The sequence below is a fragment of the Bacillus sp. TH22 genome (genome assembly GCF_016651015.1).
Lineage (GTDB): Bacteria > Bacillota > Bacilli > Bacillales > Bacillaceae_G > Bacillus_A > Bacillus_A mycoides.
Genome location: NZ_JAEKER010000001.1, coordinates 1060767 through 1082967, shown reverse-complemented (window position 1 = coordinate 1082967; position 22201 = coordinate 1060767). Strand labels below are relative to the sequence as shown.

Here is a 22201-nt window from a genome sequence, read left to right as displayed (position 1 = left end):
GTCATATATATAAGGGCTTATAAAAGGAGAATGAAAATGGAAATTCAGTTCAATACACTACTGCAAAAAGAATTAACAATTCATGATATTCAAAAGGAAATGGAAGCTGGGAAGTTAACTTCAAAAGAACTAGTCATGTATTATCTTCATAGAATCGCAAAGTATGACCAAGATGGACCGAAAATCAATTCTATTTTAGAAATCAATCCGGATGCTATCTTTATTGCAGAAGCGCTAGATCATGAAAGAAAGACAAAAGGTGTAAGAGGCCTATTACATGGTATACCTATTTTACTTAAGGATAATATTGAAACGAATGACTCAATGCATACAAGTGCAGGTACGATTGCCCTGGAACAAAATATAAGTAGTGAAGATGCATTTCTCGTAAAAAAACTGCGAGAAGCAGGAGCGGTGATAATAGGAAAAGCAAATATGACAGAGTTAGCAAATGCAATGTCTTTTGAAATGTGGGCTGGATATAGCGCTAGAGGTGGTCAAACGATTAATCCTTACGGTACAGGAAAGGATGATATGTTTGTTGGTGGATCGAGTACAGGATCTGCCGTTGCAGTTGCTGCTAACTTTACTGTATTATCCGTTGGAACAGAGACAGATGCTTCTATTTTAAGTCCAGCTGTTCAAAACTCTGTAGTAGGTATTAAACCGACAGTTGGTTTAATTAGCCGTAGAGGAATTATTCCGTTCACATATTCTCAAGATACAGCCGGTCCGTTTGCTAGAACGGTAACAGATGCTGCTATTTTACTAGGGAGTCTAACTGGGGTGGATGAAAAAGATGTAGCTACTCATAAAAGTGAAGGCATGGCATATCAAGATTATACATCTTATCTTGATGCTAATAGTTTAAAGGGAGCGAAGATTGGTGTTTATAGCAATGCTCCAAAAGATTATTACGAAAATGGTGAGTACGATGAAAAATTGTTTGAGGAAACGATCCAAGTATTACGTAGTGAGGGAGCGACAGTAGTAGAAGATATTGATATTCCGTCTTTTCATAGGGAATGGAGTTGGGGAGTTCCACTTTATGAGCTGAAGCACAGCCTGGATAACTATCTTTCTAAATTACCTTCTACTATTCCAGTACATTCTATTTCGGAGTTAATGGAGTTTAATAAAAACATAGCAGAAAGAGCTTTGAAATATGGACAAACTAAGTTAGAAAGAAGAAAAGATTTTCCTAATACGTTAAGAAATCCAGAATATTCAAACGCAAGATTAGAAGATATATATTTTTCGCAAAAACAAGGTATTGATTTTGCGTTGGAAAAATATAATCTGGATGCGATACTGTTCCCTTCTTATATAGGATCTACTATATGTGCGAAAGCAGGTTATCCGTCTATAGCAATGCCTGCGGGATATATGGATAATGGGAGGCCTTTTGGAATTACTCTTGCAAGTGCTGCTTTTAGTGAAGGAGCATTAATTAAACTAGCATATGCTTTTGAACAAGCGACAAAACATAGGAAGATTCCCAACTTGTCATGAATAGAATAAACAAAAAGGACAGGAATTCCTGTCCTTTTTGTTTTAATGATTAAAGTGAAATATCTTTCTGCTCCGTCTTCTGATATTTTAATAAGTTAAAGGATAAACAAGCAGAACATAAAATAAGAAAAGCGGCGATAATATAAATAGTACGAACGCCGAACATATCAGTAATAATTCCAACGCTAAGCATAGAAAGACCAGAAGCTGTCGAGAGAAGTGCACCATGAGCTGTATACATCTTCGATAATAAAGAAGGAGTGACGCTTGATTGTAAAACCGTCGTTTGAGAAATATCTCTAATTTGATAACATGGCCCCATTAGAACACAAAGAAATAGAGCAATAAATCCGCTACTTGTCATACCATATAAAAATGTAAGAATACTAAACATAAGAGAGCCTATCGCCATGGAGCGTATTAAATTTTTTTGAATATATGTACTCATTTTCCACGCTAATATCCCGCCAATTAATGTGCCGACGTAATAACTTGTGTTAATATATCCCCACCAATCTTCGCCTTTATGAAGAACAGTCGTTACATATGCCATCGTAATAGCACCGATCCATATCGTCCCTGCGAAAGTTTCAATTAAGTCCATAATTGTAACGATGCGCAGAGACGGGTGTTGAAATAACAGTTTCCATCCTTCTAATAATGCAGTAGTTTTCGAAGAAGTGGGTTCTGCTACTCGTTCAGCTTGTATAGATTGTAATGAAAGGTGTAATGTAATACATCCGAAAATCATCAATATGTTATTAATCATGAGTGTCGAAGTAACGCCAATGAGAAGAACAATTATGCTTGTAAATGAGTATGCAGCGGCTTGTATAATTTGTGTTGAAAAGGAAAAGGCACTATTTACTTTTACTAATTTTTCTTGTGGTGTTAAGCGCGGGATAACGGCGTATAGTAGAGGAGCGCTCCAGCCACTACATAATGAAATGAAAATAACAAAAGTTAAAAGAGCAGAAATGTTTGTTGATAGTATAGGAAATAATATCATTAACAATATTAAAAGAGCTGTTTTAATCCATTGTAGAGTATATAGCAATGAATAAGATGGAAACCGATTCATTATAAGTGGTGCAGAGGTGTTCGCGATAAGATTTGTGATAACTTGTAATAATGGAAAAAGAGCAGTAATTGTAGCTGATCTAGTTGTGATATAGATGTGAGTTGTAATAATCATTATGTATACAATGTCAGCGAGAGTAATGCATATTTTGGAGCCCAAATAGTAAGTTAGTGAACGTTTAGGCAATAAGAATACCACCTTTCAAATCAATACTGCTTTTTAATTTTAATTATTATAATCTGTAATTTATATTTTTGAAAGAATTAAATTTTTTGTCATTTTTTGAAAGGGGTTTTCGTGTATAATGAAGAATATATTAATATAGCATTATATTAATGCTTGTTGTAACAGCGAATACATATAATAGCTTGTAGCAAACGCCCCCTCTATGAGAAAGGGCGGATAAACCATTCTTTTCTTCATATACATATAGAAAATGAGAAAGAAAGTGAGGGTTGCATATGGCTGGATGGGTGATTTGGTTTATAATAGCGGGTATTTTATTTATTGCAGAAATGTTGTCGATTACGTTTTACATGCTTTGGCTTGGAATTGGAGCTGTTGTCGGAGGTCTTATTGCTTTGTTTGCTCCTGATGCACTATTTTTACAAGTCGTTGTTGGGGCGATTGTAAGTTTAACATTGACTTTCTTTACGAAAAGAATTTCCAAAAACTTTCGAGAAGCAAAAGGTTTTACTGATACAGTAGATAAACTTGTTGGTAAAAAGGGAATTGTTATGCAAACGATTACAAGTGAAGTGAACGGTATTGTGAAAGTGGATGGAGATACTTGGACAGCTATTTCGGATACTCCTATTGATGCTGGAGAAAAAGTCGTTGTTATACAGAGGCATAGTACTATTTTACAAGTGAAAAAGGAGAGTGAATAAATATGGCAGTAGCATTAACGTTAACGATTATTTTCGCATTGATTGTCGTTGTATTTATTGCATTGACAATTAAAATTATTTCTCAGCAAAAAGTTGGGGTCGTTGAAAGGTTTGGTAAATTTCAACGGATTATGCACCCAGGATTAAATATTCTAATCCCAATTGTAGACCGCGTTCGTGTATATCACGATTTACGTATTCAACAAACGAATGTACCACCACAAAAGGTAATAACGAAAGATAATGTACAAGTAGAAATTGATACAATTATTTTCTATCAAATTGTTGAACCAGAGCTTGCGACATATGGTATTTCAAACTATGAATATGGTGTTCGTAATATTACATCTGCAACAATGCGTCAAATTATTGGTAAAATGGAGCTTGATGAAACATTATCAGGTCGTGAAAAAATTTCAACAGAAATTCGTTTAGCACTTGATGAAGCGACAGAAAAATGGGGCGTTCGTATTGAGCGTGTCGAAATAGTCGATATTAATCCACCAAAAGATGTGCAAGTATCAATGGAAAAACAAATGAAAGCAGAACGTAATAAACGTGCGATCATTTTAGAAGCTGAAGCAGCGAAACAAGATAAAGTCCTTCGTGCTGAAGGGGAAAAACAAAGTAAAATTTTAATGGCTGAAGGGGATAAAGAAGCGCGTATTCGTGAAGCGGAAGGTATACGAGAAGCGAAAGAATTAGAAGCGCAAGGGGAAGCGAGAGCGATTGAGGAAATCGCAAAAGCAGAACAAAACCGAATTGAATTACTTCGCGCAGCAGATTTAGATGAGCGCGTACTTGCTTATAAATCATTTGAATCATTGATTGAGGTTGCAAAAGGCCCAGCAAATAAAGTGTTTATTCCATCTAATGCAATTGAAACACTCGGTACTCTTGGGGCAATTGGGGAAATCTTTAAAGAGAAACAAACGAAGAAATTACCTTCGTCAGATACAGAAAAAGAACAATAAGAGTGAGAAAGAGAAATGGGATGCCATTTCTCTTTTTTTTTTTGCGTATATTACGAAAAGCTTGTACATATCCATGTATAAAGAAGGTGATACATTGAAAAAGTATGCAACCCGTATACATGGGAAGAAACTAATCTCGTTACTCTTTCTATATGCACTAGTCATAATTATTATTGCGTCGATTTTGACGTCGCTTTTACATACAATGAAATCGAATTACGTGAATCAATGGTTTGGAAAAGTATCGATGCAAGGTTTTGTTCAAATGATAGAAAGTGAGAATCGCTATTACGGATTTGATTATTTTAAGCAGAATAAAAGGGAGTCATTTGGAAATTTAATGTTCTCGATTGCGACGGATTTGAAAATTAAAGATTTAAGAACGTTTGTCGGTAAAGAAGTGCCTGGTATGTCAAAGTATTACTCTAACATTATCGTAGCTGGGGAAGGGACAAACTTTACGAATATCCCAAATGAATCTAGTGTACCGATTGAAGAAGTAACGAAAGAGCGAGAAGTAGCAAAAGATAAAGTTACAGAAGCTGAAAAGAATAATCCGGTTCAGAAAAAGAACGGAGCGAAAAAAGGTGAAAGTGCAGTATATATTTATCATACACATAGCTGGGAATCTTTCTTTCCGTTATTACCAGGGGCTACCGATCCATCAAGTCCAGATGTAAATGTGTCCTTACTAGGGAAACGTATGAAAGAACAACTTGAAGGACAAGGAATTCCGGTAGTTCATGATAAAACGAATATGGGGGATTTATTAGCGAGTAAAAAATGGAAATGGCCGCAATCATATAAAGCGTCTCATGAATATGTAAAAGAAACATTAGCACAAAATAATAAAATTGCGTTTCCGATTGATATACACCGTGATGATCAGCGGAAGAAGGTAACAACAAAAGTAATTAACGGGAAATCGTATGCAAAATTATATTTTATAATTGGGATGGAAAATGAAGGGCGTGCTGAAAATGAAAAAATTGCAAGAGCAATCAATAGTTATTTAGATGAAAACTATTACGGATTAAGCAGAGGAATCTTTCCAAAGTATAAAAAAGATGGAAATGGCGTTTATAATCAAGATTTATCTAAAAATGCGATGTTAATTGAAGTTGGTGGTGTTGATAATACATTAGATGAATTATATAACACAATTGATGTGTTGACGGAAGCGTTTAGTAAATATTATTGGAACAATGCGGAGAAAGTGAATGGGTGAGGAACGGGAAACCGTTCCTTTTTGTTATGGAAAGGTAAGAATGTGATATAATGGAATCTTGTGAATATTAAATGAGGAAGTAGGGGAAATATGCAAATACTACTAATACGCCACGGTGAATCAGAAGCGGATATTTTAAATGTACATGAAGGTCGAGCTGACTTTGAATTAACAGAAAAGGGAAGACAGCAAGTACAAAGACTTGTACAGAAAGTGAAAGCAGATTTCCCGCCAGATTTCATTTGGGCAAGCACATTAAAACGTGCCCGCGAAACTGGTGAAACATTAGCAGGAGGAATTGGGTGCCCAATTCAACTAGAAGAAGAATTAATGGAGTTTAATAATGGGGTACAAGCAGGGTTATCATTTGAAGAAGCGAAAAAATATCCAGAGCCAAAATTTCTTCATGATCGTTTTGAAAACGGGGAATCATTTATTGAATTTAGAATGAGAATAGAAGGAATTTTTTCTAAAATCGTGACAGAGAATACATATGACCGAATTGCAATTGTTGCACACGGTGGTGTAATAAATAGTATTTTACGATCGTTTTTCCAAATGCCAATTAGCATGGACTATTATTTTAAAATGGGAGATACGGGAATTAGTTTGATTGAACTTACGGATAAACAGAAAACTATTCATTTTATAAATGATACAAATCATTTAGAGGGAATGTAAGAGGATGTGTCCAAAGTTGTATTTTTCGATGTTGATGGTACCCTTTTAAGTGAGATTGATAGAAGTATGCACGAAAGTACAAGAGAAGCGATACAAAGGTTAATAGATAAAGGGATTCACGTAGTTGTGACAACCGGGAGACCATATAGCTTATGTTCACAATTTAAAGAGCTGGGCATAAACACGTTTATTTCTGCAAATGGTGCACGTATAAAATGTAGGGAAGAAGTTATACATAAATCGGTACTTTCAAGTGAAATTGTTCATGATATTTCAAATTTCGCTGAATTACATGGTATAGTGTTTCTTATTTTACAGAAGAATTTGCAATGAACGGTATTGCCTCGGATAATGAACGTGTAATTCAAGCGCTTAACGAGACATTAAATTTAGGAAGGTATCCTGAAAAAAGCAGGGATTTGTCAGAAGAAGTCTATTGTTTATGTCTGTATGCTGATGAAACAGAAGCTCAAAAATTCTTTGAAAGATATCCAGCACTTACGTTTGAACGTTTTCATGGTTACGTTATGAATGTGTTGGAAGATAGTAAAGTATCGAAGCTAACTGCAATGCAAAAGGTATTGGAACATCTGAAAATTTGTAAATCAGAAGCAATTGCTTTTGGTGACGGTGGAAATGATGTTGAGATGTTACAGTATGTAGGACTAGGAATTGCGATGGGGAATGGTGGAGAAGAGTTAAAAACAAGAGCAGATTTCGTTACAAAGAAATCAAGTGAAGGTGGCATTTCTTTTGCTTTAAAAGAGTTTGGGATTATTTAGAAATATTAGTTAGTCAGTGTGAAAAATCCTGTTTTAAAAACAGGATTTTTTTGTCTAACAATATTCTTGCAATAGAAGGAAGAAAATGAGTATAATAAAAAGTAGTTAGGTAAGCTAATTAAATGAAAGGAAGGAGAGTGAAAATGAATGGATTCAAAAAAAGATGCTCTTCCTTTAGGGATTGAGCCTTATGCAGAGTTAATAAAAAAGACAGCATCAGCGGATACGGATCCAATCGCAGCAAAACTTGGTTTGTTAATGTTATGGACGTCTGATAATGTTCTAGATGCAGTTGACGTAGATTTAGCTCCGCTTGGTATTTCAGAAAGTAAATTAGATTTTTTACTGTTGTTTATTTTGCGTGAAATGGAATCGAATGGAGGAGAAGTGAACATGAGTCCTTCGGATATTGCGAGCCGATTAGGGATTACACGTGCTTCTGTCACTGGCTTATTAGATTGGATGGAGAAACGAGAGTTAATCGTAAGATTCAATCATTCTGAAGATCGAAGAAGATTAAAGGTGAAAATTACTCCGAAAGGAAAAGAACTAGTTGCGCATTCTTTACCGACTTTTTGGTCATCTTGCGCGTCGTTAGTTGATGACTTTAGTCAAGAAGAGCGTCAAACTTTAGAGAAGCTATTAAATAAAATGCAAGTAACTATGCAGAAGAAATTAGGAGAAGGCAGATAAAGAAGTTGATTGTGTGAGTCAACTTTTTTATTTAGACATATAATTAGGTTACCTTATTATATGTCTGGCTAATTTGATGAGGGGTGGTGATATGTCTTTTAACGTAAACAAATTAAGTAAGTGTTAAAGGAATGTCGTTTTGAGTAGTTTACTTTAGATGTTTTAAACCGATGGGGAAAATCATTGTAAGGGGGAGATTTTATGATGGAAATATCAAAAGAAGTAAATAGTGAAAGGAATTACACAATAATGACAGCGGTGTTATGTTGGGCAGGCATGGTAGTTATGTCCAGCCTATATGTGACGATTCCTTTAACCGCTCTATTTTCAGACCTTTTTAAGGTTTCATTAGCACAATCTGCGGCTACAGGCAGTATATTTTCTGTTGGCTTTGCTATAGGTTGTTTGTTATTTGGGGCAATCTCTAATAAATATGGGAGAAAAAAAGTGATCTTTATTGGACTGCTTGCACTGTCGATTGTTTCTTTTTTCTTAGGGATTGTGGATAGTTTATTTTGGCTTGTTATTCTTCGAGGGTTACAGGGGATAGCAGCAGCTACATTTTCTCCAGTAGCGTTAGCTTACGTTGTAGAAATGTTTCCATTAGAAAAAAAGGTTACAACAATAGGGTTTGTTAGTACCGGTTTTTTAGTAGCTGGAATTGCAGGGCAAGTAATAAGTACAGCTGTTAGTCAGCATTTTGGATGGCATATGGTGTTCTTTCTTCTTAGTATCGTCTATATCATTACTGCTGTATTGGTTCATTATTCTCTTCCGAAAGGGGAAACGTCTCAATCCAATACTGATATTTTGGGACCAATTAAACAGATGGGTAAAGTTTTTACACATAAAAGCTTAGTATTGAGCTATATGATTGCATTTGTTTTATTAATGGCTTTTGTTAACATGTATACTGTTTTAGGGGATTATTTGAGCAGTCCTACTTACAATTTAACTCCAGAACAAATTCTTTATTTTCGCTTAGCGGGGCTATTTGGTATGTTGCTGTCACCACTTGCGGGTCGTTTAACAAAGAGATTCGGAGTAAGGCAAGTTCTTCAGGGCGGATTGTTGGTCGCTATTTTTAGTTTAAGTTCAATGGGCTTTATTTCGAACCTGCCGCTACTTGTAATGATGAGCATCTGTTTTGTAATAGGTATTGCTATATCCGTTCCATCGTTAGTTTCTCTTGTTGGCCAATTAGGAGGGGAAGCAAGGGGAATAGCAGTTTCTATTTATACATTTATTTTATTTTTAGGAACTAGTATAGGACCTATTATTTCTATTTATCTTATGAAAATAGGAGACTATGCTCAGACGTTTGTTTTATTAGGATTGATACTCTTTATTGGTTTTGTTTTCACTCTTTTTATTCGAATAAGGGAATGCAAGGATCTTTAATATGCTCACATAATAAAATATGAATTTGCCCGCGATGATGATAAAAATGTGCAACGATTTCAAGCAACCATTCGAATCGAGAGTAAGAAATACCCCAATAAGCAGTCATAATTTCCGCTAATTCTTCATTGGAATAGGATAAAAAAGTTTTAGAAAGTAAATCGTACCCTTGTATCATCGTTTGCTCTATTTGAGTAATTGTTTCTGGTGTTTGTTCTATATAAAAGGTATGTAAGTCTTTTTCCGTAATACCATTTAATATGAGTAAATCAGCATGGAAAATAAGGGAAAGATGTGTGCACATTTCAAATAATGACCGCTTTGATTCAATCGGCTTTATTTTCAAATCACTTTCAGTGTATTGGTTCAGTATTTGAATGGAAGTATCGATAGCAATTTTAACTTGATTCAATGCAGATGGAACAAACATTGTAATTATTCTCACCTCCGTATATAATAGTTTCTTAAGGGTATTATATCATACTCAAAATTCCGAAAATTCTAGTAGTTTGACTAGCATAGTGAAAAGTATTATATTGTAAAAGGTCATATGAAACGTGAAATAGAATGGAATGTAATTATTGAGTTAGGAGTTAGACCAATGAGCTTGAAATATGGAAGAGATACAATTGTTGAAGTTGACTTAAATGCGGTAAAACATAATGTAAAAGAATTTAAAAAACGTGTGAATGATGAAAATATTGCAATGATGGCTGCTGTAAAAGCGAATGGGTATGGTCATGGGGCAGTTGAAGTTGCGAAATCGGCTATTGAAGCAGGAATAAACCAACTTGCAGTTGCATTTGTAGATGAAGCAATTGAATTAAGAGAAGCTGGAATCACTGTACCTATTTTAATTTTAGGATATACACCAGTAGCAGCTGTAGAAGATGTAATTCAATATGACGTTATGATGACTGTTTATAGAGTAGAAGATTTACAAGGTATAGATGAAGTTGCAAACCATCTTCAAAAGAAAGTGCGAATTCATGTGAAAATTGATACAGGAATGAGCCGTATTGGTTTACAGGAAGAAGAAGTTAAACCGTTTTTTGAAGAGTTAAAACGTATGCGATATGTAGAAGTAGTAGGGATGTTTACACATTACTCTACCGCTGATGAAATAGATAAAACTTATACAAATATGCAAACAAGTTTGTTTGAGAAAGCTGTAAATACAGCGGAAGAATTAGGGATTCATTTTCCATATATTCATAGTTCAAACAGTGCAGGATCAATGGAACTTAGTAACACATTTCAAAATATGGTTCGTGTCGGTATTGGAATTTACGGTATGTATCCTTCAAGAGAAGTGGATCATACAGTTGCTTCCTTACAGCCAGCGTTGTCTTTAAAATCAAAAGTAGCTCATGTTAAACATGCGAAGAAAAATCGTGGTGTTAGCTATGGGAATACTTATGTAACAACGGGCGAAGAATGGATTGCAACTGTACCGATTGGTTATGCTGATGGTTATAATCGTCAGCTATCTAATAAAGGGCAGGCACTAATAAACGGAGTACGAGTACCTGTAATTGGCCGTGTTTGTATGGATCAGCTTATGCTAGATGTTACAAATGCAATGCCAGTACAAGTAGGAGACGAAGTTGTATTCTACGGCAAACAAGGTGAAGAAGAGATTGCGGTGGAAGAAATAGCAGATATGTTAGGTACAATTAATTATGAAGTTACATGCATGTTGGATAGAAGAATTCCACGTGTTTATAAAAAAAATGATGAAACGACTGCGGTTGTAAATATATTAAGAAAAAAACAAGAAAAAACTGAATCGATATGATTCAGTTTTTTTATTTTTGACAAATGAAAAATGTTCTATTTATACCGTGTAGTTGTATATTGTTACATCCTACAGATTTTAAAGAGGTAATAATTTCGTCTCTAAAATAACATGCTTCCTCGATAGAAAAGTCACTCCTATTCCAACAATCTATAATAATCATACTTTGTCATAATTTCAAAACCACATTGTGTATATAGTTTTAAAGCATTGTTATTTTTCGTTTCGACGTCTAATTCAATTGTTGAAACTCCTTCTGTAATAAGTGTATGTACCATATAACTAAGAATATCTTTACCATATCCTTTACCTTGATAAGAAGGATGAACGGCGAATCCTGATAGTGTAGTAGATTGCTCTTGCTCAGTAACTGTAATCGTTCCTATCACTTTTTCATCGATAAGAGCACTGTAAACTTGATGGGAAGATGAATCCATCATCTTTTGTAACCATGTGGATGTATTTGCTGCCGAATCTCCAAAAGCTTCACTAGCGATTTCTATAAGATCAGGAAGTAATTCAGAAGATGCAACAGTAAGATTAATATTATTTTTCATTGTTTTTTGTGCTTCGTTTGTTTTGAACTCCATACCGTATTCACTGTATAAATAAGGAAAGTTCATTTGTTTTGCAAATGATTTCCCTGAAATAGAGTCACCATTAATTATAAGAAGGGCTTCATCTGCCTCTCTTTTTTGTATTTCTTTCATTGCGGTTTGTAAAAGAGTAGTGCCTATATGTTGTTTCCTATAGTTCGGATGAACAAACCCTATTAACTCCAGTTTTGTTGGTCTTTCAAAGTCATACATACTTAATGCACCGATTAATTGAGTATCATCATAAAATAGAAAATCATTTATCACATCTTTATTACGAGCAGTTAAAAAGTTGACATGTAACTCTGACGAGTAATCAATTTGATCGTGTTGCCCGCAAATATGTGCTAAATCTTTCATTTGCTGAATTTCGTTTGCTGTTAAAGATTTTTTTTGTTCAATATTCATTTCATAATCCCTCTCATTCGTATTTAAAAATAGGATGGATGACTTAGCCACTTTTCTAACTCCACACTGCCCTGAACAGATAATAACCGGTACAAATATCGATAGGGATGTCTACATTCTTCAAGACGAGGAATGGGCATAATGGTTTCGTAACCTTGTTTAAAAGCATGAGCCTCTTTTTCTGTAAATACATATTCTAATCCAATAAAATCAAACTCTCGTGGAGCAATTGCATAAGCTTCTGTATCTACTAAACCAGTAATAGATTCTCCATCTGATAAAAACTGGGTAGGATCCATATCAATTAAAACGAGTGTAGATTCCTTCGGTGACGGCAAGGAAGAGAGCTGTGACTCAAAAGTATGAAATGCGTTATGTATACTCATATTATCGGAATAAAACATATTTACAAGGTTCTTGCTTACTTTTAAAATGTGAGATTTAAATTCTTCTAATGGAATGTGGAAAGTATTTGATGGGTTTCCTATAAACTCTGCTTGAAACGAATGAATTTCTGCTAGTCCTTTTCCAAGGCTGAATAAAATAGAATCAGGTTGTCCGAAAAATGATTGCAGCGTATTTCCGGTTAGTTTTTCGACGATTACATACTCTCGCTCATTTAAAACATGTTTTTGCAAAATAGTCGGGATGGGTAAGGTAGTATGCTTTTTCAATAATGCGTGTATTGTTTCTAAATGATGTACATGCCTTGGATCAATTCCAAAAAGATTTTTACATCCCCACCAAAAATCATTGTTGGGCTCTTCAGTCATTTTTGAAGAGCGAACAATAACTTCTTCAGCTTCTGTTTTAACAAGAAACACGTCGCTTGCATGGTCTTCATAACCTGGGTGTAAAGTTTGAACAGATAAAATAGGTGAACTGAATATTTGTTGTAGCATGAAAGGACTCCTTATTCTGTAAATTCTATAAATTCATTATATAACAGAATATGTACCAAGTGGATAATGATGGGGACAACATAGAACTTAAATAAATTTATGGTGAGAAATCAGTGTGAAAATTATATTTTTCTAGTTTTGTATGAATTATCAAAAAAATGTTTCTGATGATAAATCTGTAAAAATACCTGAATGTAAATCCCGTATTTTTCAATAAATGAAAGGTTAAGCCTACTTTTATAAGAGTTATAATGTAGGTTATGAAAAATATTTCTCAATAATAAAATGAAGAGAAAAATATGAAGAAGTAGAATAGATTACTTAATAGTTTTAAATTAATTATATTAGATAGGAGAGAATATTATGGCAAATGTACTCGTAATAAATTTCCCTGGAGAAGGTCATATAAATCCGACTTTAGCTATTGTAAGTGAGTTAATTCGGCGAGGGGAAACAGTTGTTTCGTATTGTATTGAAGATTATAGAAAGAAGATTGAAGCAACAGGTGCAGAATTCCGAGTGTTTGAGAATTTCCTCTCTCAAATTAATATTATGGAACGAGTAAATGAAGGTGGGAGTCCTTTGACGATGCTATCTCATATGATTGAAGCATCAGAGCGTATTGTTACTCAAATTGTAGAAGAAACAAAAGGGGAAAAGTACGATTACTTGATATACGATAATCATTTTCCAGTAGGACGTATTATAGCGAATGTTTTAAAATTACCTAGCGTTTCTTCTTGTACAACGTTTGCTTTTAATCAGTACATTACTTTTAATGATGAACAAGAATCGAGACAAGTAGATAAAACTAATCCATTATATCAATCTTGTTTAGCGGGAATGGAAAAATGGAATAGGCAGTATGGAATGAAATGTATTAATATGTATGATATTATGAATCATCCTGGTGATATTACTATTGTATATACTTCAAAGGAATATCAGCCGCGTTCAGATGTATTCGATGAATCGTATAAGTTTGTCGGTCCATCAATTGCTACTCGAAAAGAAGTAGATAGCTTTTCTATGGAAGATTTAAAAGATAAACAATTGATTTTCATTTCTATGGGAACAGTTTTTAATGAACAACCTGAGTTATATGAAAAATGTTTTGAAGCGTTTAAAGATGTAGGAGCGACAGTCGTATTAGTTGTTGGTAAGAAGATAAATATAAGTCAATTTGAAAACATTCCGAATAACTTTAAGTTGTATAATTATGTGCCGCAATTAGAATTATTACAGTACGCTGATGTATTCGTGACACACGGTGGTATGAATAGTTCGAGTGAAGCACTATATTACGGTGTCCCGTTAGTTGTAATTCCGGTAACAGGAGATCAGCCTTTAGTTGCGAAACGAGTGAGTGAAGTAGGAGCTGGAATAAGGCTTAATCGTAAAGAATTAACTTCTGAATTGTTACGTGAGACTGTAAAGAAAGTAATGTATGATGTAACGTTTAAGGAAAATAGTCGTAAAGTTGGAGAGTCACTTCGAAATGCTGGTGGGTATAATAGAGCAGTTGATGAAATATTTAAAATGAAAGTGAATTCATACTTAAAACTTAAATAAATGTTTGGAGCACACTTACTGAAATACGTAAGTGTGTTTTTATAAATAAATTACATAAAAAATCACTATAAAGGTGAAACTTTTGTGTATATAAACTGATATCTTTGAATTAGTAGTAAAATTACGTTAAAATAATACTAAGAAAATATATATGTTTTGGGGGTAATGAATGAAAAGAGTATTTGAATACGTATTATTAACAATTGGATCGATTATTGTAGCGGGTTCATTAGAGCTTATTTTAGCACCTAATGGATTAGTAGATGGCGGGGTAACGGCCATTGCTATTATGGCAAATAAAGTTGCTGGATTACCGCTTTATGGAGTATTTTTAGGACTTAATATCCCAATTTTACTATTTACTGCAAAAGTAATGGGTAAGAAGTTCTTTATCCGTACGTCTTATGCAAATGTTGTTACAACACTTGGATTGATTTATTTAAAGCCATTTCCAGCAATTACAACTTCGGAATTATTAATTGTACTTTACGGAGGAGTTCTATTTGGAGTTGGTGTTGGGATCGTTGTAAAAATGGGCGGGGCAATTGATGGATCAGAAATGTTAGCTGTTTGGATGAACAAACACTTTAAAGTACCAATTAGCACATTTTTACTTGCTGTTAATGCAGTTATTTTCATTTTTGTTGCCATTTTATTTTCAATCGAACAAGCGATGTTCTCATTAGCTATTTTCTATATTGTTACGAAAATGATTGATTTCATATTAGATGGTATTAATCAAGGAAAGAGCGTTATGATTATTTCTGGGAAAAATAAAGAAATAGGCGATTTGCTTATGAAAGACTTGCAATTATCCGTTACGTATCTACATGGAGAAGGTGGTTTTTTAGGAGAGCACAAGAAAATCATTTATTGTATTACAAACCGTTTCATTTATCCAAAAATGAAAGATCTCGTTCTCTCTGTAGATCCAACCGCTATAATTGAAGCTTCCTATTCAACAGAAACAACTGGTGTTAAGCGTCCAGGAAGGACTGCTCGATCAGGAGACGTATCAGAAAAATAGTGTGTAAAATAACTCCACATAAGTATAACTTATGTGGAGTTATTTTACTTAGGGAACCAGGCTTCCTTTAGTAATTTGACTACAATTTCGATACTATCTTCGGGAATGCTGCCGAAACCGAGTAGTACATAGGACGCCCCTCTTAAATTATGTACAGAATCATATGTAGAGAGTGGGTATAATTTGATTTGTTGTTTTGCAGCAGTATGAATCAGTTCTTGTTCGTTCATACCATTATGAACATGAAGTACGATATGCAGTCCAGACTGTTCGCCAAGTATTTGAACACGAGATCCCATTTCATTTTTGATAGATTTAACTAGTAATGTGTGCTTTCTTTTATATAACGTACGACTACGGTTCAAATGGCGCTCCCAATCACCATTGTGAATAAAGGTTGCAAAAGCGAGTTGCTGTATTGTGGAAACAGTTTGTTTAAACTTACCTTCAAGCTCTTTATAGATTTTTAATAGATGAGTTGGTAAAACGATATACCCCATTCGCAAAGAAGGTAAGAAGGATTTCGAGAAAGTTCCCATATAAATAACGCGTTCATTTGAATCTAGTCCTTGTAAAGAGGGAATAGGTTTTCCTACATAACGAAATTCTCCGTCATAATCATCTTCAATAATATATCCTCCGCAATCATTGGCCCATCTTAATAATTCGAGCCTTCTAGATAATGGCATAATCATTCCAAGAGGAAATTGGTGTGATGGAGTGACGTATGCTACATTGGAACGTGATTCACGTAAAGCTGAAATACGAATCCCTTTATCGTCTAATGAAATAGGGTGAACAGGAAGACCAGAACTTTGAATCATGGCAGTTATACGGTGAAATCCAGGGTTTTCGATTCCGTATTCTTTTTTTGAACCAAGTAGTTGAAGTAGTAGCCAAAGAAGAGGCTGCGTACCGGCTCCGATAATAATTTGATCAGGTGAAGAATGTACCCCGCGGGCATGGTATAAATATTTTGAAATATGCTCTCGTAGAACGAACTCACCTTGAGGATCTTCTCTAGCAAATAATTCATTTTCATACTGGAATAAAGTTTCTTGTAATGCTCTTTTCCAGTTTGTAATTGGAAAAGCTTTTTGATCAATCAGCCCTTGGCTACAATCATAGTCATATTGTTCTTTTTTTATATTGTTAGCGCTGTTTGACACAACTTGTTGTTTATTTTGAATGACATCAATATCAACTTCTGCAACAAAAATCCCGCGTTTCGGTTTACTTTCTACATAACCTTCAGCTAGTAATTGTTGATAAGCAGATTCAACAGTAATACGGCTAACATTAAGTTGTACCGCTAAATTTCTGTGAGAAGGAAGGCGTGTACCGGCAGGCAGTGATCCCTGAGAGATTTCTCGTTTCATATATTCGTAAATTTGTAAATAAATTGGTGTTTTACTTTCTAATTGCAATGGGATAGTAAGATCCATTTTATGAATTCTCCTTTAAAAACTGGCCATATAAAAAATAATCGAACTGTCACTTAAGTGAGGGGCAGTTACTTTTTATAATAATGATATAACATTTAGAAAATTTTATAAATAGTAAGGAGAGAATCATAATGAATATTAGAGAAGTAGTAACAGAAGCTGATTTACATGATGTATTCCCCGTATTACAGCAATTACGAACGAAACTTTCAAGAGAAGAAGCAAGTTCTTTATTTCAAAAAATGAAAGAAGAAAATTATAAACTACTTTCGTTACAGAATGAAGATGATGAAGTTGTTTGTCTTGCTGGTGTAGCAATTTGTACGAACTTTTATAATGAGAAACATGTTTTCGTATATGACCTTGTAACTGCGGAAGCTCACAGATCGAAAGGATATGGTAAAGTTCTTCTGTCATATGCAGAAAAATGGGGGAAGAAAAAGGGTGCAGTTCTATCGTTCTTACATCAGCGTTTCCAAGAGTTGATGCCCATCGTTTTTATGAAAGAGAAGGCTATGATAAGGTAAGTTATTCTTTTTATAAAGAGTTATAATATTAAGTAGGTTCCGTGTGTAAAAATATATGGAACCTATTTTCTTTTACAGATTTGAGCTAGGAACAGGTCTAGTAATATAATTTGTCGAATATTAGAAATTAACAAGGGAATATTGTATTTAGAGAATGTTAGGAGCGTTTATACTTGGAAAAAATAAAGAAATTATCTATACCAAATGATGTAAGAGTCATCATTATTTCTGATATTCATGGAGAATTAGATCTTTTTAAGGAGCTACTACATAAAGTTAATTTTAAAGATGATGATTATTTAATTATAAATGGCGACCTTTGTGAGAAGGGGAACGATAGCATTGGCGTCGTAAACTATGTCATGGATTTAGTAGTTAGCAAGCCAAATGTTTATGTAGTTGAAGGGAATTGTGAAGTTGTAGTTGAAGCGCTTGTAAATGAAAATCCTGCGCTAATAAATTATTTATGTACGAGAAAGAATACAGTTTTTAATGAATGGTTAGCGAAATTGAACGTTACCGTTAATAAAGAAAGTGATATTTGTGAAGTGAAAAAAATATTGATGAGCCATTTTTCAAAAGAAATAAAGTGGCTAACAGAATTGCCAACTGCTATTGAAACTGATGATTATATCTTTGTACATGCTGGCCTTGAAGATAGAGAGAATTGGAGACAAACAGACAGGAAAAATGCAATTGCAATACCAGAGTTTTTTAATAAGTCACATAGTGCGGATAAGTACGTAATTGTTGGACATTGGCCTGTTGTGAACTATTCCGATGAGGCGCCGTCTAACAATCCAGTTATTGATAAGGAGAAAAAAATTATTGCGATTGATGGTGGTAATGCGATTAAAGAAGCAGGGCAATTAAACGCATTTATTATTCAGAGGACAACTTCAGGTGATACGTTTTCTTATACATATGTAGATCATTTTCCACAGTATGAGGTATTGGCCGATTTTAATGCGAATGCAGTAATGCAGGGCGGGGTTACATATCCACATTATTACATAGAACCTGTGGAGAGAATGAAAGGTTTTACCGTATGTAAACAACTAGGAACAAATGAATTACTTCATGTGAAAAACGAGTATATAAAGCAACTTGAATCAGGTGAGTATACAGTGAAAACGGATATTTCTTGTGCGCAAATCAGTATTAGAAAAGGGGATACAGTTTCTTTAATTGATGGTAGCTGCATGGGATATGATTTAATTAAAAAAGATGGCGTAGAAGGCTGGGTAGAGAAAGGAATTCTACTTGAGGTAGAAAAGAAGGGAAATACAATATTTAGCTAAAATGGGAGGGATATAACCTCCTATTTTTTATTAACTATGTTACGAGTTCGTACTTCATCTAATTTTTTTCCGAAGTTCCGTTTCTAAATTAAATTCGAAAAAATTGGCTAATTTACATAAATAATTCGTATCATATAACAAAATTATACAAAATAGAGTAGAGTTTTGTTTTGATTTTTCTGAAAAAATATTATAATTGTATATGAAATAAAGAGGAATGTAGGAGGAAATTATGCAAAACGTTATATTAAAGGGGAACAAAGTTACAATTCGTACAATTGAGGAATCAGATATAAAAACATTATGGAGTATTGTATATAAAGAAGAAAACCCAGAATGGAAGAAATGGGATGCACCATACTTTCCAATATCAATGCAAGAATACACGCCATATAAAGAAAATTCACAAAAACGTTTAATAGAAGAGCCGCTATCGAATTTAATTGTCGAAAATGACGGTCAAATTATAGGGACAGTCGGATTTTATTGGGAGCATAAACCGACGCGTTGGTTAGAAATGGGAATCGTAATTTATGACCCAGCATACTGGAACGGTGGATATGGTACAGAAGCATTAACATTATATAGGGACTTACTATTTGAAAATATGGAGATTGGTAGAGTAGGGCTTACAACTTGGTCTGGCAATGAAAGAATGATGAAAGTAGCAGAGAAAATAGGAATGAGCTTAGAAGGAAGAATGCGAAAATGCCGATATTATAACGGGACATACTATGATTCTATTCGAATGGGAATGATTCGTGAAGAATGGGAAGTGCTATGTGTAACGAAGGGGTGAGGAAGCATGTACGCTATTATTGCTACATTTGATTGTGTGTTCACTAATAAAATTAGAGAATTGCAAAATGAATTAACAAATATAATTGGAATAAATCAACTAGCTGGAGTAGAACCACATATTACATTGGCTGATTATAATGAGTTAGATGTTAATTTATATACGAAGAAATTAGAGGAGTTTGTAGTTTTTCAAGAGAACATCTCCGCTGTAACTTTTCCTTCAGTTGGAACTTTTCCTACTAACGGAACGATCTTTCTAGCACCAACCATTACTGATGAGTTATTAAGACTTCATCATTCTTATCATGATTATTTCAAAGTTTTTCATGATAATCTACAGTCATATTACGTACCAGGAAAATGGGTTCCACATTGCACGATTGCTAATGGGTTAAATTCAAATCAATTTTTAAGTGTAATGGAATATATATATGAAAAGTTTGATGTTACACTAGCTTCGATTGAGAAGTTAAAATTAATTAAGGTAAATTATGAAGATGGTTTTGCCGTTTCTTCTAGTATTTTAGCAGAGTGTAATTTAAAGAGAATGGAGACATCGAGATGACATATGTAATTAGAGAAATGAAGCAAGAAGATATTCATGCTGTACAAAACGTAGCGAAAATAGCTTGGCATGATACTTACGAAGGAATTATTCCGGGAGAGATTCAAGACAACTTTTTAAATGAAGCGTATTCCGATGAAAAAATGAAATATCGCCTTGAAAATACACATTTATTTGTTGCGGAAGAAGAGGGAGAAGTAATTGGCTTTGCAAATTTTTCACCAATTAGACTGCAAAACGAAGCAGAATTAGGTGCAATTTATTTGTTGCCAGATCAGCAAGGGAAAGGGATAGGGACAGCTTTGTTACAAAAAGGGATCACGACGTTAAAAGGGATTCGAAAAATGTACATTCATGTAGAAGCGGAAAATGAAAAAGGAAAACGATTTTATGAAGCAAAAGGTTTTGCGGCTTTAGAGCAATTTGAAGAAGATTTCGAAGGACATATGCTGCAAACAGTGAGAATGGTTTTATACATATAAGGAGGATCAGAAATGAAGATTTTTGATTTCAGTGAAAAAGTGGGAGAGCATATATCAGCATTTCAATCTAACTTTATAATGTCAAAAATATTAAAACATCAAGGGAATATACATATCGGTTCTATGCATCTACAACCGAATGGAGTTATTGGATATCATGAAGCAGTTGTATCTCAACTGCTTCTAATTGTACAAGGAGAAGGATTTGTTTGCGGATCAGATAAAGAAAAAGTGAAGATAGGAGCTGGACAAGCTGCGTTTTGGGCGAAGGGCGAGTTACATGAAACGAGTACGGAAAAAGGATTGATGGCAATTGTAATTGAGTCAGACGGTCTTGAAAATGGTATTTCAATGATGATTAGAGGGCAGGAGGGAGAAAGGAATGATTACAAAAGCGGATGAGGAAGAAACGAAACAAATATTACATTATGCAGCTCAATCACTTTTCGAAGGAACGAGAGGAAATTGTCAACTAAGTACGGAAAAAGCGATTGAAATTACAAAACCTTTAGTAGAAAAAGGGGCATATTATATAGTTACAAAGGAAGAAAATAAAGTAGTGGGATGGATACTAATAGGAGAAAATGTGGACTATTTCTCTCGTGAAAAACTCGGTTTTATTTATGAATTGTATGTTTTTTCAGAGTATCGCGGGAGAGGATTATCACGAAAACTAATGAAAGCTGGGATCAAGGAACTACAAGAAAAGTATTCAGAAATTCGCTTGAATGTATTTACAGGGAACTTTGCAAAAGAAATGTACGAAGATTTTGGCTTCGTTGAAAGACAAGTAATCATGACGTTGAAGTGAGAAAACGATTTTAAGTGGGCGAAGAAACAAGAAAAAGAAAATGAGTATGTAATTTGCAAAGGTTATATTCTGAATTTTGGGCAAAAAAAGTTTTCTTGTTATTATTAAATAGAGGTAGAAACGCTTAGCAGTCCTTTTAAAAAAACAATAAATTTATATTATATAATATAATATTATTATGTTAAAAGAGAAATTTTGGAAAAATATCATTTTTTTGTTTAGAAATTTTTAAATTATTGATATAATCAATTTGTAGAATTGATTTTGGGTTAATTTTACTATTTTAAAATTTTAAGGGGGATTTAATAATGGCAGGACAAATTCGTATGTCACCAGAGGAGCTTAAATCAAAAGCGACTCGATATGGACAAGGTGCAAATCAAATTGAGGACATTTTACGTCAGTTACAAAACTTACAAAATGAATTAAGAGGAGAATGGGAAGGTCGTGCTTTCGAAGGTTTTGATCAACAGTTCAATCAATTAAAACCAAAAGTACAAAACTTCGCAGAGCTATTACAAGAAATTAATATGCAGCTTAATAAAACTGCAGAGGCTGTTGCTAGACACGACGAAGATCTTTCTCGTAATTTCGGTCTACAATAAAAACGGGCAAAAGAAATATATAATTTAGCCATGCAACTTTTGTTGTATGGCTAAATTGCTTTAAAACTAGAGTAAGATAAGGAGTCCTTAACTTAATAGACTCGCAGCCGCAGGAGTGA

General features: G+C 34.1%; 22 protein-coding genes and 3 pseudogenes. 19 read left to right on the top strand and 6 right to left on the bottom strand.

The window, feature by feature from the left end:
* Positions 1-36 precede the first annotated feature (36 nt).
* Positions 37-1512: an amidase family protein gene (locus JFU18_RS05405; RefSeq protein ID WP_201033040.1), complete on the top strand. Its 1476-nt coding sequence runs from the start codon at positions 37-39 to the stop codon at positions 1510-1512.
* Positions 1513-1561: 49 nt separating this feature from the next.
* Here the strand turns inward: JFU18_RS05405 and JFU18_RS05400 are convergent, their stop codons facing one another.
* On the bottom strand, positions 1562-2779 hold the full coding sequence (locus tag JFU18_RS05400; RefSeq protein ID WP_201033041.1) for an MFS transporter: 1218 nt from the start codon (positions 2777-2779) through the stop codon (positions 1562-1564).
* Between the two features lie 275 nt (positions 2780-3054).
* Here JFU18_RS05400 and JFU18_RS05395 point away from each other — a divergent pair, with 275 nt between their 5' ends.
* The 7 genes and pseudogenes from JFU18_RS05395 (at position 3055) to JFU18_RS05365 (ending at position 9242) form a co-directional block, all read left to right on the top strand.
* The gene (locus tag JFU18_RS05395) at positions 3055-3483 is read left to right on the top strand and encodes an NfeD family protein (RefSeq protein WP_002012470.1); all 429 of its coding nucleotides are present in this window, start codon (positions 3055-3057) and stop codon (positions 3481-3483) included.
* Between the two features lie 2 nt (positions 3484-3485).
* The gene (locus JFU18_RS05390; protein WP_002012471.1) at positions 3486-4457 is read left to right on the top strand and encodes an SPFH domain-containing protein; all 972 of its coding nucleotides are present in this window, start codon (positions 3486-3488) and stop codon (positions 4455-4457) included.
* A 73-nt stretch (positions 4458-4530) separates the two neighbouring features.
* Positions 4531-5685, top strand: coding sequence for a stage II sporulation protein P (spoIIP, locus tag JFU18_RS05385; protein WP_201033672.1), 1155 nt, complete (start codon positions 4531-4533; stop codon positions 5683-5685).
* Positions 5686-5775: 90 nt separating this feature from the next.
* A complete protein-coding gene (locus tag JFU18_RS05380; RefSeq protein WP_137057353.1) occupies positions 5776-6366 on the top strand; it encodes a histidine phosphatase family protein in 591 nt (196 codons plus the stop codon).
* Between the two features lie 66 nt (positions 6367-6432).
* A pseudogene (locus JFU18_RS05375) lies at positions 6433-7148 on the top strand (Cof-type HAD-IIB family hydrolase).
* Between the two features lie 147 nt (positions 7149-7295).
* Positions 7296-7841 carry a MarR family winged helix-turn-helix transcriptional regulator gene (locus JFU18_RS05370; RefSeq protein ID WP_201033673.1) on the top strand — a complete coding sequence of 182 codons (546 nt, stop codon included), beginning with the start codon at positions 7296-7298 and terminating at the stop codon, positions 7839-7841.
* A 204-nt stretch (positions 7842-8045) separates the two neighbouring features.
* Positions 8046-9242 carry an MFS transporter gene (locus JFU18_RS05365; RefSeq protein ID WP_201034585.1) on the top strand — a complete coding sequence of 399 codons (1197 nt, stop codon included), beginning with the start codon at positions 8046-8048 and terminating at the stop codon, positions 9240-9242.
* Here the strand turns inward: JFU18_RS05365 and JFU18_RS05360 are convergent.
* The gene (locus JFU18_RS05360; RefSeq protein WP_085310659.1) at positions 9211-9672 is read right to left on the bottom strand and encodes a DinB family protein; all 462 of its coding nucleotides are present in this window, start codon (positions 9670-9672) and stop codon (positions 9211-9213) included. The two genes, JFU18_RS05365 and JFU18_RS05360, sit on opposite strands and share 32 nt — an antisense overlap.
* Before the next feature lie 171 nt (positions 9673-9843).
* On the opposite strand from JFU18_RS05360, the gene alr reads away from it, so the two are divergent.
* Positions 9844-11040: an alanine racemase gene (gene alr, locus JFU18_RS05355; RefSeq protein ID WP_201033674.1), complete on the top strand. Its 1197-nt coding sequence runs from the start codon at positions 9844-9846 to the stop codon at positions 11038-11040.
* 10 nt (positions 11041-11050) lie between these two features.
* On the opposite strand, the pseudogene JFU18_RS30470 reads toward alr, so the two are convergent.
* From JFU18_RS30470 to JFU18_RS05345, 3 genes and pseudogenes are all read right to left on the bottom strand, one after another.
* A pseudogene (locus JFU18_RS30470) lies at positions 11051-11185 on the bottom strand (class I SAM-dependent methyltransferase); the annotation flags it as partial.
* Complete coding sequence (locus JFU18_RS05350) at positions 11178-12044, bottom strand: GNAT family N-acetyltransferase (RefSeq protein WP_085310661.1); 867 nt, start codon at positions 12042-12044, stop codon at positions 11178-11180. The gene JFU18_RS05350 and the pseudogene JFU18_RS30470, both read right to left, overlap by 8 nt.
* A gap of 23 nt (positions 12045-12067) precedes the next feature.
* Positions 12068-12946: a phosphotransferase gene (locus JFU18_RS05345; protein WP_201033675.1), complete on the bottom strand. Its 879-nt coding sequence runs from the start codon at positions 12944-12946 to the stop codon at positions 12068-12070.
* 363 nt (positions 12947-13309) lie between these two features.
* Here JFU18_RS05345 and JFU18_RS05340 point away from each other — a divergent pair, with 363 nt between their 5' ends.
* Positions 13310-14518 (top strand): macrolide family glycosyltransferase, encoded by a 1209-nt coding sequence (locus tag JFU18_RS05340; RefSeq protein WP_201033676.1) that lies wholly within the window; start codon positions 13310-13312, stop codon positions 14516-14518.
* Positions 14519-14687: 169 nt separating this feature from the next.
* Positions 14688-15545: a YitT family protein gene (locus JFU18_RS05335; RefSeq protein ID WP_201033677.1), complete on the top strand. Its 858-nt coding sequence runs from the start codon at positions 14688-14690 to the stop codon at positions 15543-15545.
* A 44-nt stretch (positions 15546-15589) separates the two neighbouring features.
* On the opposite strand, the gene pdxR is transcribed toward JFU18_RS05335, so the two are convergent.
* Positions 15590-16990 (bottom strand): MocR-like pyridoxine biosynthesis transcription factor PdxR, encoded by a 1401-nt coding sequence (gene pdxR / locus JFU18_RS05330; protein ID WP_201033678.1) that lies wholly within the window; start codon positions 16988-16990, stop codon positions 15590-15592.
* 131 nt (positions 16991-17121) lie between these two features.
* On the opposite strand from pdxR, the pseudogene JFU18_RS05325 reads away from it, so the two are divergent.
* The 8 genes and pseudogenes from JFU18_RS05325 (at position 17122) to JFU18_RS05290 (ending at position 22082) form a co-directional block, all read left to right on the top strand.
* Positions 17122-17543 (top strand): annotated as a pseudogene (locus tag JFU18_RS05325) (GNAT family N-acetyltransferase).
* 147 nt (positions 17544-17690) lie between these two features.
* Complete coding sequence (locus tag JFU18_RS05320; protein WP_201033680.1) at positions 17691-18818, top strand: metallophosphoesterase; 1128 nt, start codon at positions 17691-17693, stop codon at positions 18816-18818.
* A 232-nt stretch (positions 18819-19050) separates the two neighbouring features.
* Complete coding sequence (locus JFU18_RS05315) at positions 19051-19617, top strand: GNAT family N-acetyltransferase (protein ID WP_061675480.1); 567 nt, start codon at positions 19051-19053, stop codon at positions 19615-19617.
* 6 nt (positions 19618-19623) lie between these two features.
* Positions 19624-20184: a 2'-5' RNA ligase family protein gene (locus tag JFU18_RS05310; RefSeq protein ID WP_061675481.1), complete on the top strand. Its 561-nt coding sequence runs from the start codon at positions 19624-19626 to the stop codon at positions 20182-20184.
* Entirely contained in the window at positions 20181-20666 is a 486-nt protein-coding gene (locus JFU18_RS05305) for a GNAT family N-acetyltransferase (protein ID WP_002127033.1), read from the top strand. Before JFU18_RS05310 ends, JFU18_RS05305 begins: the two co-directional genes overlap by 4 nt.
* Positions 20667-20678: 12 nt before the next feature.
* Positions 20679-21068, top strand: coding sequence for a cupin domain-containing protein (locus tag JFU18_RS05300; RefSeq protein WP_002065050.1), 390 nt, complete (start codon positions 20679-20681; stop codon positions 21066-21068).
* Positions 21049-21477, top strand: coding sequence for a GNAT family N-acetyltransferase (locus tag JFU18_RS05295; RefSeq protein ID WP_002127034.1), 429 nt, complete (start codon positions 21049-21051; stop codon positions 21475-21477). The genes JFU18_RS05300 and JFU18_RS05295 overlap by 20 nt, the downstream gene beginning before the upstream one ends.
* 308 nt (positions 21478-21785) lie before the next feature.
* Positions 21786-22082, top strand: a complete 297-nt coding sequence (locus JFU18_RS05290; RefSeq protein ID WP_000918598.1) for a WXG100 family type VII secretion target — start codon at positions 21786-21788, stop codon at positions 22080-22082.
* Positions 22083-22201 lie beyond the last annotated feature (119 nt).